The sequence below is a fragment of the Paraburkholderia sp. GAS38 genome, from assembly GCF_050434965.1.
Lineage (GTDB): Bacteria > Pseudomonadota > Gammaproteobacteria > Burkholderiales > Burkholderiaceae > Paraburkholderia > Paraburkholderia phenazinium_A.
The window spans coordinates 208,570-221,401 of the sequence record NZ_JBNDJO010000014.1; the positions used below are offsets into that span (position 1 = coordinate 208,570).

Here is a 12,832-nt window from a genome sequence, read left to right on the forward strand (position 1 = left end):
GATGACAGCCTGCCGGTAGCAATCCGCGTTCCCGGACGGCCAATCCACAGGCACACGCGCAGCTGCGCGAGCGCGGCAGGTTGTTTGTGGCTTCAGGCTGTGGCATGGTGGTCGGCTAACGATCAGACGATAGTCTTCTGGACCTCTCCACCATGCCGAAGAAAAACGCCAGCCGTACTGGACTTCCCAAACCGGGCGAGCGGCTGGATCTGCTGACCGCGCGCCGCAACGCCAGGATGGCGCGCTCGGCGCATGCTTATGTGCGCGGCAACACCGCCAAGTTTTACGAATGGCTCGACGGCATGGAGAGTCACACGCTGCCGGAAGGGCCCGCGGTATGGATCTGTGGCGACTGCCATGCCGGCAACATCGGGCCGATGGCGAATGCGCAAGGCCGCGTGGAAATCCAGATTCGCGATCTGGATCAGACGGTGATCGGCAATCCGGCGCACGATCTGATCCGGTTGGGCCTTTCGCTTGCCACCGCCGCGCGCGGCTCGGATCTGCCGGGCGTCACCACGGTTCGCATGATGGAGGCGTTGGCGGACGGCTACGAACGGGCCTTCGACGACACCTCGGATCACACCGACATTCAGGCCGAGAAGCCCGAAGCGGTGCGCGTCGTCATGAAGGAGGCTTTGCGGCGCTCGTGGCAGCACCTGGCCGAAGAACGCATCGAGGATATCGAGCCGCACATTCCGCTTGGCAAGCGCTTCTGGCCGTTGTCGAAAAGCGAACGCAGGGAAATCGACGCGCTGTTCGAGAAGCGCACGGTGGCGCGCCTCGCGACCGAGTTGCGTTCGGAGGACGAAGCGGCCAAGGTCGCCGTGCTCGATGCAGCGTATTGGGTGAAGGGCTGCAGTTCGCTGGGACGCTTGCGCTACGCAGTGCTGCTCGACGTCGACGGTGCGGCGCTGGACGGCGACGACCTGTGCCTGATCGACATCAAGGAAGCGGCGCAGGCGGCCGCGCCGCGCTACGCGGGCGTGCGCATGCCGCGCGACAACGCGCAGCGGGTGGTGGAGGGCGCGCGTCATCTCGCGCCGTTTCTCGGCGACCGGATGCGTGCGGCGCGGCTTGCCGAACGGTCGGTGGTGATTCGCGAACTGCTGCCGCAAGACATGAAGCTGACCATCGAGCAACTGACCCGCGACGAAGCGATGAAGGCGGCGCGTTTCCTGGCGCTCGTGGTGGGCAAAGCGCATGCGCGCCAGATGGACGATATCGAGCGCAAGGCCTGGCTCGGCGAGCTGCGGCGCAGCCGCAGCAAGACGATCGACGCGCCGCCGTGGCTCTGGAAGAGTATCGTCGAGCTGGTGAGCGGCCATGAGGCGGGCTACCTCGAACATTGCCGGCGTTACTCGCTCGATGCCGGCGCGTGATAGAGTGCGGCCGGCCTGCCGCCGGCAGGAGACCGTGGGTCGACCTCCGTAAAAAAAGTTCTCATAGCTGTAAGAACAGGCGCTTTGAACCGACTAATCCCGACTGCTTGTGCGCGGCACAACTGTTGGGCGTGTCCGACGGGGGTACCAGGCACGAAGCTGGGTGCTGGACAATCCACTGCGTCGCGCGGTGCAAGGCTGACTTGAGTATGAGTATGGATATCGATTTTGGCTGCACGATGTGCGGCAATTGCTGCCACGATCTGCGTTTGCCGTTGACGGTTGCAGAAGCACTCGCCTGGCTTGGTCGTGGTAACGAGGTGCAGATTCTCTGCGAGGCCTTGCCCTGGCCTGAGGAACCCGCTGCGGACAATCTGCAGGCGGCACATAAACGCCGCCGTTCGTTTGCAGCGATGAGCGGCAGCTTGCCCACGCGGATCGTGGTGATCCTGACGGGGGCGTTTGCCGGAGCGTGTCCGAATCTGCAAGCGGACATGCGCTGTCGTATCTACGAGGAGCGGCCTTTCGTCTGCCGTATCTATCCGGCCGAAATCAATCCGTTTATCCAGCTGGAGCCTGCCAATAAGGGCTGTCCGCCGGAGGCATGGACGCCTGGGCTCGCGCCGCTGATGCGGGCCGGGCAACTGGTGGATGCGACGACCGTGGATCTGATCGCGCGGTCGCGTGCCGCCGATGCGGCGGATGTGCCAGTCAAGCAGCGGCTGTGTGCGTTGCTTGGTATTGATGTGGCTGCGTTGGCGAATGAAGGATTCGTTGTGCATTCGCCGTCGCGTGAGGCGTTGCTGGCGGCGCTGCGGGAGGTGAGTGCGGTGGTGGGTTCGGGAGATGCGTCAGCTGAGGACGCGTCGCCGTCTGCTGCGGCACCTGTCTGGCGTTTTGTTTCAAACCGCCGGGCGACGGTGGATGCACTCGTGTCGGTGGGGGCGCTTGGCGATTGCGTCGATGGTGGGGGTGAGGCGGCGTTTGAATATCTTGGGTTCTTTCCGGCTGTGGGTTAGTTTTGGTCGGGCAAGCTGCACGGCGTGGGGACGCATGATGATTTTCGTTCTACGTCAGGGACTTGGGAGGCGTACAGCTAGGTTGTCCACAGCGTTGTGAACAGTTTCTGTGGACAAGTTAGTTTTGTCAGGCGCCAGTTCCACAAAATCTGTCCCGTTCGAATTCAACAGCGCAACAGTTGGCACGCGGCCTCCGGTTGGTTGTTGAGACTGTCATCCGGGCATGGAGCGCGTGACGGGCGATCGCATCAGGGGCATGACCATTCCGGCGCTCGAGCACAAGGGCTTAGGACCATCTGCTACTCGTCGCGTCCAGGTTCGGGGCAAGCCGCCATATCCGGCTTGTTGAACTCTAACAATTCAGCGACTTTCTTTTCCAGACTTCCATAAACCGACCCACGCAACGGGGTGCGTCCCGTTGCCTGCTTGATCCCGGCGGAGGAGAGAAAGAGCGTCGGGCTTACGTCATCTTCCCAGCGGGGAATGACGGGTGACCTGCCAATACTTCGGTTGCAGTTAATCCTTCGTCGTTCGAGGAGCGCCTCAACAACGTCTTTGACGAAATGTTCGTCGGCCTGGCTGAATGGCCCCATAACGCTTTCCGGTTTCTAAAACGGGCGAGTATGGAGTCGTTTTCCGGCATGCATCTTGAAATCACGAGTACCGTTTGTGCGGAGGCTGCCATGCCTGACTCAACGGACAGCGCGCGAATCGGTGCTAGAGGAGGTGTGATGTAAAGTATTGTTGCTGTCCGATTTATAGATGGCACTACTAACAAGTATGTGATCAAATTACCTGTCGATCCATGAACATGGACAGGCAGGAACAGAGGCTGCGACCTCGCCATGGTTGACCTGAAAAGCAGTGGGCCGACCCTGTTTGCCGTTGGCGGATAGCACTCGGTTTGCGTCCGCCTAACTTAAAAATTTCCCCCAAGTCCTGTTGTACACCCGTCGTCCCATAGGCTGACATCAGATCTGGAAATCTTGTAGCACGTCGTGCTACATGCTACAATTTTTAGCGTGGTGGTAGAAGTAGGCATGATCAAGTCGTTCAGGCACAAGGGTGTACAGAGGTTTTACGAGACCGGGTCAAAAGCAGGTATCCAGGCAGCTCACGCAGCGAAGCTCAACCGTCAGCTGACGGTGCTCGATATTGCGAAGACCCCGGACGACATCAAGAGGTTCGGATGGAACCTCCATCCCCTGGCGGGTACCCAGACGGGTCGCTGGTCGATATGGGTCAGCGGAAACTGGAGACTGACGTTCGAGTTTGAAGGTATTGACGTGATCCTGGTTGACTACCAGGACTACCACTGATGAAGCCCAACTTCGATCGTGTTGGGAAACCATTCGCTTGATGCATTTATCTGATAATAGAGTTATGTCCAAGATGTTTAATCCAGCGCACCCTGGTGCGCTCCTGCGCGAAGATATTCTGCCTTCGCTGCATCTCAGTGTCACGGAGGCGGCGGCGCAGCTTGGCGTCGCCCGCACCACTTTTTCCCGTCTGCTGAACGAGCGGATTGGCGTATCGCCCGAGATGGCCTTGCGGCTGGAGGCGTGGCTGGGTGTCGAGAACGGTAACAACGCGGATTTCTGGCTGGCGCTGCAGACAGCGCATGACCTGTGGCACGCACGCAAGCATGCTCCGAAGAAGGTCAAGCCTGTGGTTGCTGGTGTGGCTGCATAGGCAGTTAGCCACGAACCACGGGGTATGCGACGGCGTTTCTGGCGGGGACTAGCGGACCAAAAACCAGCGGTAACTTCGTGGCCTGAGCAACGCGTTGCCGATGCTCGACGCGGCAAACAGGAGCCGAAGCTCAACCGCCACCTCCGCACACGCATGCCCAAAACACACGTGTGCGATCCAAAACGCTCTACCGCCTCACCCCTTAATTCGACAAAGACACATACGGCGACGTCAACGGCGCCGGCGGGAACGGCTGCAGCCCGCTCTGCTTGGTAAAGCTATACCGCACATAAACGGCAGCCAGCCATTCCCGATACTGATATGCGTTGCCGAGCGAAGCGGTCGCGCCCACCGCGAGTTGCGGCGCCAGTTGATACTCACCCACCGCGCTAAACGAGTACGCAATGCCGGTCTTACTCTGGCTTGGGTAGATCGCGTTGCTGTCGAGCGTGGTCGTGGTGATGCTGTTCATGTTGTCAGCCGCTGCCGTCTGGGCGCTCGTGCTCGTCGGAAAATATGGCGAGGAGTTCAGCCGGTAATGCTGCACGCCGATCGACCCCTTGAGATCGTAGGTGAACTCTCCGTTGCGGCCCATGTATTCAACAGGCAGGTTCAGGATCACATACTGCTGCGGACTGAAGTAGCCGCCCTGGCCATACGTGAAGTAGGACAGGTTTTTGTCGTAGCGCATCAGCGTCGTGTTGACGCCGATCGTCAAGGTCTGGTCAGCGTCCTTATAGACGCGCGTGTAGACGCCGCCGCCGCCTTTACCCGCGTAGTTGCTCTCGACGTTGCTGCCTTCGAGATACTGGAAGGATCCGTTCACGTACAGGCCGCTCGTGCCATCGTCCCAGGAGAGGCTGCCCAGCGCCCCGCTCGACGTGACACCGCCCCATTGGAGATTCTGGCCCGAATCCTTGGCGCCGGCGTAGGAGAGCAGGCTATCGGTGACCGCGCGCCGTGCCACGGCGAGTGTGTAGGACACCTTGTCGGTGATGCCGCCGTCATACTCCAGGCCGCCGACGATGTTCTCGACCGGAAAGCCGATCGGCGTGGTGCCCACGTCGGCCTTGAAGCTGCGGGTTTCATAGCCGACCGACAAGCCGACGCCACTGGCGGTTTGCGAGCCGAACCTGTTCGTCGCGCTGGTCACTGGCGTCGAAGCGGTGGTGTCGCCCGGCGTATACGGCGCGAGCCCCGAGCCGAAGCGCGCGAGGGTCGAGAGCTGGCTGCTCGCGGTGCCCGCATCGAGCGTCACCGGTGTGGCCGTGACGACGACGTGGCCGTTGCCGGCCTGGATGCGTCCCTGGACCGGCGCTTCGATATCGGTCAACTGCGACAGACCGTCTTCGCCTGCGCGATTGCGGAACACAATGCCGCCGGACACGGTACTTGTCTGCTCGCGATTGACCTGCGCCAGTTCTTCCGCGACACCGAGCGTCTGCGCGTTGGCGACGTTGGCCGGCGCGGGTGCATAGCTGCCGTTGCTGTTGCCGGCCGGTGCGGTTTGCGTCGCGGGCACGGGCGGGTAGTAGGGCTGCGCGTAGCCTGCCGGCGGTTGCGGAATGTACGGTTGTTGCGGGTAGTAGCCTTGATTGCCGTAGTTCTGCTGGGCATACGCTTGCTGGCCGTATGCCGGTTGCCCGTACGCCTGCTGCTGCGGAGGATACGGCTGCGGCGCATAGGCCTGCTGCTGCGGGTAAGGCTGCCCGTACCCCTGCTGTTGCGGATACGGTTGCTGACCATAGTACGGCTGCTGCGCATAGCCTTGTTGCTGCCCATACGGTGCCTGCGCGTACGCCTGCCCCGCGCCGTTCGCCGTGCGCGTGGCAGTCTGGTTGCGGGCCGTCGTCTGCTTCTTGCCGGTCTTGCGCTGATTACCTGGCAGTGCTGGATAGCTACCCTGCTGCGGCGCCGCTTGCGCATACGCATTGGCTTGCGCCTCACGCGCAGCCGGCGACATGGGCCACGGCGTGGACACATACGGCGCTGGTGCCCCGTAGGGCGCCCCTGCTTGTGGATAGGGCGCGTTGTAAGGCTGCGGATAAGCTTGCTGATAAGGCTGCGGCTGAACCGGCGGCTGCCCCTGGCCAGGATACGGCTGCAACGGCGCGGCAGCGGGGACACCGGTCTGGCTCGATCCATAGTTGTCCGGACCATAGCCGCCCGCGCCGTTGCTGGAACTCGGCATGCCGGACGGATTGGCTGGCGCGACAGAGGGCTGCACGTACGGCGCCGTGTAGGGCGCCACATACGGCGACGGCTGTTGGGGCGGCGGATAGGTCGGCACGGTCTGCGTCGGAAAGGATGACTGCGAGTACGGGGACGCTGCGGGCGCGGCAGAGGGCATCGTTACGGTGGCGCTGAACCCGCCGTTGATGCGGGGCGCGACGCCTGCGCCGGTGGCGTCGGCTGGTACATCGATAGCGGTTTTTCCCTCGAACGGATTGGTGCCGGGCAGCGGCGTCGCGCCGATCCTGCGCATCGCCACTTCCCAGCCGCGCGGCACATTGCTGGCCGAACCGGCGCGCGGGCCGCCGCTCGTCACCGGCGTATTGGCGGCGATCAGCGAGCGCTGCAGATACTCCGACGCGAGCGTGAGCTTGCCTTCGGCGCGGTACATGCGGCCCACGGCGGCGAGCACCGCGGGATCGTCCGGCGCCGTATTGAGCGCCTGAGTGGCAAGCGATTCGGCATAACGGAAGTCCTTCGCCCCGGTCGCAGCAGGGATGGCCGCGAGCATCAGGCTCAGGTCGTCGGGACGGCGCGTGAGCGCCACGCGGTAACTGGCGAGCGCGTTGCGGTCGTCGCCTGCGGACGAATAGAGGCGCCCAAGCGCGGCCTGCAGATCGGCATTGTCGGGCATCGCGGCGAGCCACGGCGCGATCACATCGTAGGCGCTCGCGAGGTCGCCGCGCTGGCGCACGGCGTCGCACTGCCGCACCACGATGGCCAGATTCAGATTGCCGAAATCGGTACGCTGCTCCGGAGTCAGTTGCGTCGCGGCAAGCTGCCGCATCACCGTGCCCAGTTCGGCATCCTGATGACTGGCGAGCAGGATGCCGGCATATTGCAGCAGCAGATCCGTATTGCCGGGCGCGGCGTTCATTGCGCTGCGCACGAGCCACAGCGCGCGGCCCGGGTCGCCCGCCTGCTGGTAAGCCGACGCCACCACGCCGATCAGTTCCGGGTTGCCGGCTGCCACCGGCTCCGTGGCCGAGAGCGTGGCGAACGCCTGCTGGGTCTGCCCGCTTTTCGCCATCTGGATAGCGAGGCTGGCCTGCTGATGCACCCATAGGCGGTGCTGCAAGGTGGCCATCGCGTCGGTGCGTTGGGCGGCCGGAATGCGGTCCAGTTGCGCGAGCCCGGCCGACCAGTCCTGGGTTTCCGCCGACAACAACGCGCTCGCATAGAGCGCATCGGTCATATCGGGGTGGGCCGCCAGCAAGCCGTCCATCATGCTGCGCGCGTTGCCGATAGCGCCCTGGCGCACATAGATGCGCGCCAGGTCGAGGCGCAGCCACGGATCGTCAGGATTGCTGAGCAGCGCATCTTCGAACAGGCTGCGCGCCGCACCCAGATCGCCGCGCGCTTCCGCGGCGCGCGCCTGGGCGGCCTGCGCTTCGCCGCGCAGGCGGTCGATGCCGCCCGCTTTCGACTGCTGTTCGGCGTTGAGCTGATTGGCAAACTGCAGCGCTTCGTCGCCGCGTCCCTGGGCAGCCAGCGCGCCGACCAGGCCGCGAATCGCGTCGGGATTGTCGGCCTGGCGGCGCAGCGCCATCCGGTAGGCCTGCTCCGCGCCAACCGGGTCGCCGTTGTTCAGCAGCATCTCGCCGAGCAGCACCTGCGCGGTGACGTCGGACGGATTGATGGCAATCGCGCGCTCGAACAGCGACTTGGCCTTGGCGAATTCGCCGTTGCTGCGCGCGCCGATGGCGTCGCTCGTATAGGTCCAGTAAGTCGCGCTCAACAGCGCGTCTTTCCAGCGCGCCGGATTGGCGCCGCGCGAGGCACGCTCCAGGTAGTCGCGGGCTTCGGAGAAATGCTCCTGCTTGAGCGCGGCGATGCCCATGCCGCCAAGCGCGTCGCCGTCGTTCGGGCTCGAGGTCAGTACCGAGGAGAACTTCGCGCGTGCCGTGGCGAGATCGCCGCGGTCGAGCGCCGCAAAGCCGTCGGCGATCGTGCGGCCGCGTGCATCGACGGCAGCATTTTGCTGGGCCCGTTCGCGGGCGGCGGCGTCCTGCTGCACCATTGAATCAGAGCGCGCCTTGACCGCCGCATCGTCAGGCACGAGCTGCAGGTAGCTCTGATAGAGCGGGGCGTCGGAGGCTCGGGCATCGAGCCACAGCAGCGCCTGCCGCCAGCTCTTGCGCGCGGCGGCGCCCACTGCGCTGTCGCCCGAGAGCTTCGCGAGCTGGGCAATGCCCTCGCGGCGCGTCACGTCGCGATAGGTCAGGTGCTGGGCGTAAGCGAGTGCATAGCGCGGGTCGTCCGGATTCTGCTGCGCGAGTTGCTGCAGACCGCGCCGTGCCTGGTCCCAACCCTGCGGTGTAGCGGCGAGTGCCTGGTAGTACTCAAGTTGCAGTTCGGGCGTGGCGGGCTTGCCTTCGAGCGCACGCTGATACTGCTGCACCGCGCTCGCGCTCTGGCCGCTTTGCTGCAGGCGCCGCGCGTCGTTGACGGTCTGGTCGCGCAGGCTGCTTTCGCCGAGGCGCCGCCCGAGTTCGTCGATGTTCGGATAGCTCGGCGCGACTTCCCGCAGGCGCGCCAGATACTGTTGCGCGCCGCTGCCGTCCTTGCGGTCGGCGAGCACCATGCCCATGCCGAACAATGCATCGGGCTGCTTCGGATCGATGCGCAACACCTTCTGCCAGGCCTGCTCGGCGAGGTCGCCACGGTGATGGGTTTGCCAGTACTTGCCCTGGTCGATCAGCACGTTGAGCGGATCGGACGACGCCTGGGCAAAGACGGCGGTGGGCAGCGTCGCGATCGAGACGCTAACGAGGCTCAGCGCCAGCGCGAGGGCGCTCAATCGCATGTGTTTCTCCAGCTCGGCACAAGCCGGCCGGCATCGTCGAAGCGATAGCGGCCGTCGATGAATCCGGTGCCGAACAAGCCCAGCACACGATCGTAATAGACAGGCTCGTGGCCCGCGACGGGGTTGTCGAGCGCCGCCAGATGCGTACGCGCAAGCCCCAGGTCGCGCTCGTCGCCGAGCGTCTTGAAGTAAGGCGCGAGCGCGCCCCAGTAGCTGAGCGGCCCTTCACCGCTCACGACGCCGGTGGTCGCCGCGACCTTCTCGGGCGGAAAGCCCGCCTCGGTGACCTGGAGGCGCATGCCGCCGAGCGCCGCGAGCCAGGGTTTGGCCAACGGATCGCCAGGCGCGGCCATGCCGGCCCACAGGTACGCGCGGACGGCGTCGTAGCTGCCGGTGTCGCCGGTTTTCGGATCGACCACGAACTGGCCGGCCCGCCACGCGGCCCAGTCGGGCACGAAGCCGCGCGGCGCGGTGGTTTTGACGAGCTGATAGGCGTTGTCGGCCAGTTTGCTCCACGGGCCGCCGGGCTGCGCCTTGGCCAGCGCGCGCAGCACCGGCAGCGGCAGATAGCTGGGATTCAGGCGCGTCACGTCGCCGGTCTGAAAGCCCTGTGGACCAGGCAGCAGCATCGGTCCGAGACCGGACAGGCTGACCACTTCCTTGCTGGCGATCTGTCTGGCGAGCGCTTCGCCGAGCGTCGTGTAATGGCTGTCGTTCCAGAGGTGTCCTGCCTGCAGTAGATCGTAGGCGATCCACAGGTCGGAGTCCGATGCGGAATTTGGATCGAGCACGCCATACGAGCCATCCGGTTTTTTGCCCCATTGCCACGAAGGCAGACGCACATCGTTCGCATCGAACTGGTTGCTGGCGAGGTTGGTGCGGGTCCAGTCGAGCAGGCGATCGAACGTGGCGCGATCGTTCGCGACCAGCGCGAAGAACATGCCGTACGACTGGCCTTCGGAGGTGGTCTGCTGGGTGGGCGTCGAATAGTCGATCACGCGCCCGTCGGCCTGCACGAAACGTTGCACGAAGGTCCGGTAAGCGGGCCAGTCGCATTGAGCCGCGCTCGCAGCCGCAGCGGTGGAGGCTGTAGCGGCCGCAGCGGCATCCGGCACGACGCAGGTCACGGACGCAAGCAGGCCCAAGGCAAGCGCAACGGGTGCCGTGGTTAGTTTGGCCGGCATCTCAATCCCTCAGGCGGCGCGCGGCGATCGAACGCAGCGCACGGTAAAACAGCGCTGCGATGATCAGCGCGGCGAAGATGCCGCCCAGCAGCAGCAGGAGCGGATGCGACGACAGGGCCCAGCGCAGGTACTCCTGCGGCGACAGATGGCCGATGTAGTACGCGGTGCCGTTCGAGGTAATCGTGACGCTGCGGCCATGGATCACGGCCATCGCGCCTTGGATCTGCGGCAGCACGTCGGCGTCGAGCAGGGCCGAGCTCAGGTCGGCATCCGACTGGCCGGCGGCGCTGACGAACGCCACGGCGCTGCGCTCTTTCTGCAGCGGCGATTCGAAGCCGGTCAACAGCGCCGCGCCGTTCGAACTGACGAGCGACAGGTCGGCGCGCGCCGGTGCGCGTTCGACGCCGCGTTCGCCGTGCCACCAGTCTTCCAGCTTGAAGACGATGTCCGACAGTTCGAACGTGCGCGAGTCGCCGTCGCTCGAGAACGGCATCGATTTGGCCCAGCGCTGCAACAGCGGCTGACGGCCAGGGGCGCCGAAAATCATCAGGTCCTTGTTGGCGAGCTGGTCGACCTGGTCGGCGGTGGTCACGGTCACGCCGGTGGCGGGATAACCGGTCGAGGCGCCCATGCGGCCCATCTCGAGCAGGTACAGGCTGTAGTCGCTCGAATCCGCGTCGTTCGGCAGGACCACGGCGGTCTCGGAGAGGTCCGCCATCCGCGTGAACGGGAAGCCGCTATTGGCGAACGCCGCCAGATCGGGCAAGGCCATGTAGTGCGGGAACGACGACAGATCGATGGTCGAATTCGGATCGATCGAGCCGACCACGTTCTCGAGCAGGCGGCCGTGGCATTCGCCGGTGTCCGGAATGTCGTAATAGAAGTGCAGGCGCAACTGCGCCCGCGGCGTCAGCAGCAGCGGCGGGATGTGGACGGTGCGGCGGGCATCGGCGGTTTTATCCGGCAGGATGGTGCTGAAATAACGGCCGAGGTCGAACATCGAGGCGGGCTTGGCCGGAATCGGCAGCGACTGGACGAAGCCGTCGTTGATGCTGATGTTCAGCGACGAGCGGTCCGGCTTCGGTCGCACGGTGTAGCGATAGCGCAGGTCGATCGGCGCACCGCTGGTGTGCCACATGAACAGGTCGGGCGGCACGCGCAGATTGACGCGCACGGCGTCGGCATCGTAGCCGGAGACGGTGAGATCGCGCGCCTCGGCCAGTTCGCCAAAGCGCACGGGGCGGTTAGTGGGCAGCCAGTTCGGCGCGTCGTACGGCGCGCGCGGGGCCAGCTCGTTCAGTTGCGTGATCGTCGCGCTTTCGCCGGAGAGCACGCTCTGGCCGACGCCGAGTGCTTTCGCCGCGGTCTTCAGTTCGGCTTCGTTACGCCCGAGCACCAGCAGCAGTTTGCCGCGCGCCGGCGCTTGCCGGTCCACCACCGCAATGGTCGGTCCGGAGATGGCGGGAATCGCCACGCCGGCCGGCCGCTGATCCGCGGTGGCAAACACCACGGCATTGCCCGACAGCGGCGCTTCGTCGAGCTGGGCGGGGAACAGCGCGCCGCGATAGCCGGCCAGCGCGCCGAACCACGACGCCACAATGCCGGCCGCTTCCAGCGTTTCCGCACCCGGTTTGGATGGGAGTACGAACGGTAGTTCGAGGCGCCGCACGTCGCGGCGATCGAAGAACGGCTGCGGCAGTGCGGCCAGATCCGGCTTGCTGGTCAGCGACGCGTAGGTCAGATCGAGCGAGCTCGCATTGCTGACGGTGGCCCATAACGACGAATTGGCCGGGTCTTCGCATTGCTGCGTGTAGTGGCCGATCAACTGCACGTTCAGGTGATTGAATTCGGTGATGAAGCGCGGATCGATCGAGACATCGCGCGCCACCAGCATGCCGGCCTGTTCGTGCGGCACCGGTAGCGTGGCCGCGACTTCGCCGTTGACCAGCACCTTCAGCTGCGAGATGGCCGGCAGCAGGGCGGGCGAGTAGCTATAGATCAGATGCAGGACCGCACCGGTCACCACTTCGTCGTTGCGTACCGAGAAGGCGATGCCGTTCTGGCCGTCGGTGCCGCGCAACTGCAGCGGATCGAGCGCTCCGAAGTCGGCGAAGGTCAGCGTCTGACGGCGGCCGCCCGGCACCAGGGTGCCGGGTTCGGCGGTGGTCGGCGTCTTGATGCCGAGCGCTTTCACCGACGAGGCGGCGAGCGCCGGGGTCGGCGTCGCGAGCACAGGTTGGACGATCGCGTTGGGATCGAACGGTACGGCGGCGCTCGGCGCCGGCACGTTGCCCACGCCGGTGGCGTCCGGCGTACCCGGCGGCGCGGCGACGCGCGCCGAACTGGCGACGAGCCCGGCCGCCGATGCCAGCGGCGCCGCGAAGGCGGTCTGCAATGCCAGCCAGCAGGCGAGTCCGCGAACGAGGCGGCGCGAACGCAAGCGCGTTGCCCATCCCGTCATGCCGCGCCCGCTTTGCAAGTGTTGAGTCGTTGTCCGCGCAATCCCTTTACCCATAA

The 12,832-nt window shown here is 65.0% G+C and carries 8 protein-coding genes; 4 read left to right on the forward strand and 4 right to left on the reverse strand.

Features of this window, described 5'->3' with window-relative positions; translation table 11 throughout:
* The first annotated feature begins 152 nt into the window (after window positions 1–152).
* Both P3T42_RS28605 and P3T42_RS28610 read left to right on the forward strand, forming a co-directional pair.
* The gene (locus P3T42_RS28605; protein ID WP_074295867.1) at window positions 153–1,382 is read left to right on the forward strand and encodes a DUF2252 domain-containing protein; all 1,230 of its coding nucleotides are present in this window, start codon (window positions 153–155) and stop codon (window positions 1,380–1,382) included.
* A 215-nt stretch (window positions 1,383–1,597) separates the two neighbouring features.
* Window positions 1,598–2,401 carry a YkgJ family cysteine cluster protein gene (locus P3T42_RS28610; RefSeq protein ID WP_429307948.1) on the forward strand — a complete coding sequence of 268 codons (804 nt, stop codon included), beginning with the start codon at window positions 1,598–1,600 and terminating at the stop codon, window positions 2,399–2,401.
* A 299-nt stretch (window positions 2,402–2,700) separates the two neighbouring features.
* Here P3T42_RS28610 and P3T42_RS28615 read toward each other — a convergent pair whose 3' ends face one another.
* Window positions 2,701–2,994 carry a hypothetical protein gene (locus P3T42_RS28615; protein WP_429307949.1) on the reverse strand — a complete coding sequence of 98 codons (294 nt, stop codon included), beginning with the start codon at window positions 2,992–2,994 and terminating at the stop codon, window positions 2,701–2,703.
* A 447-nt stretch (window positions 2,995–3,441) separates the two neighbouring features.
* On the opposite strand from P3T42_RS28615, the gene P3T42_RS28620 reads away from it, so the two are divergent.
* Window positions 3,442–3,720 carry a type II toxin-antitoxin system RelE/ParE family toxin gene (locus P3T42_RS28620; RefSeq protein ID WP_074297395.1) on the forward strand — a complete coding sequence of 93 codons (279 nt, stop codon included), beginning with the start codon at window positions 3,442–3,444 and terminating at the stop codon, window positions 3,718–3,720.
* Between the two features lie 64 nt (window positions 3,721–3,784).
* Complete coding sequence (locus P3T42_RS28625; RefSeq protein ID WP_074295864.1) at window positions 3,785–4,093, forward strand: HigA family addiction module antitoxin; 309 nt, start codon at window positions 3,785–3,787, stop codon at window positions 4,091–4,093.
* Window positions 4,094–4,295: 202 nt separating this feature from the next.
* Here P3T42_RS28625 and P3T42_RS28630 read toward each other — a convergent pair whose 3' ends face one another.
* Genes P3T42_RS28630 through bcsB form a run of 3 tightly spaced genes read right to left on the reverse strand, consistent with a single transcriptional unit; the run spans window position 4,296 to window position 12,830 of the window.
* Window positions 4,296–9,131 (reverse strand): cellulose synthase subunit BcsC-related outer membrane protein, encoded by a 4,836-nt coding sequence (locus tag P3T42_RS28630; RefSeq protein ID WP_429307950.1) that lies wholly within the window; start codon window positions 9,129–9,131, stop codon window positions 4,296–4,298.
* Entirely contained in the window at window positions 9,122–10,315 is a 1,194-nt protein-coding gene (gene bcsZ, locus P3T42_RS28635) for a cellulose synthase complex periplasmic endoglucanase BcsZ (RefSeq protein WP_429307951.1), read from the reverse strand. Before bcsZ ends, P3T42_RS28630 begins: the two co-directional genes overlap by 10 nt.
* Before the next feature lies 1 nt (window position 10,316).
* The gene (bcsB, locus tag P3T42_RS28640) at window positions 10,317–12,830 is read right to left on the reverse strand and encodes a cellulose biosynthesis cyclic di-GMP-binding regulatory protein BcsB (RefSeq protein ID WP_429307952.1); all 2,514 of its coding nucleotides are present in this window, start codon (window positions 12,828–12,830) and stop codon (window positions 10,317–10,319) included.
* Window positions 12,831–12,832: the final 2 nt, after the last annotated feature.

Bases quoted from the DNA above. Each gene is read 5' to 3' on its own strand.
- P3T42_RS28630 (WP_429307950.1), bottom strand. From the start codon at position 9,131: ATGCGATTGAGCGCCCTCGCGCTGGCGCTGAGCCTCGTTAGCGTCTCG.
- bcsB (WP_429307952.1), bottom strand. From the start codon at position 12,830: ATGGGTAAAGGGATTGCGCGGACAACGACTCAACACTTGCAAAGCGGG.
- P3T42_RS28625 (WP_074295864.1), top strand. From the start codon at position 3,785: ATGTCCAAGATGTTTAATCCAGCGCACCCTGGTGCGCTCCTGCGCGAA.
- P3T42_RS28605 (WP_074295867.1), top strand. From the start codon at position 153: ATGCCGAAGAAAAACGCCAGCCGTACTGGACTTCCCAAACCGGGCGAG.
- P3T42_RS28615 (WP_429307949.1), bottom strand. From the start codon at position 2,994: ATGGGGCCATTCAGCCAGGCCGACGAACATTTCGTCAAAGACGTTGTT.
- P3T42_RS28620 (WP_074297395.1), top strand. From the start codon at position 3,442: ATGATCAAGTCGTTCAGGCACAAGGGTGTACAGAGGTTTTACGAGACC.
- bcsZ (WP_429307951.1), bottom strand. From the start codon at position 10,315: ATGCCGGCCAAACTAACCACGGCACCCGTTGCGCTTGCCTTGGGCCTG.
- P3T42_RS28610 (WP_429307948.1), top strand. From the start codon at position 1,598: ATGGATATCGATTTTGGCTGCACGATGTGCGGCAATTGCTGCCACGAT.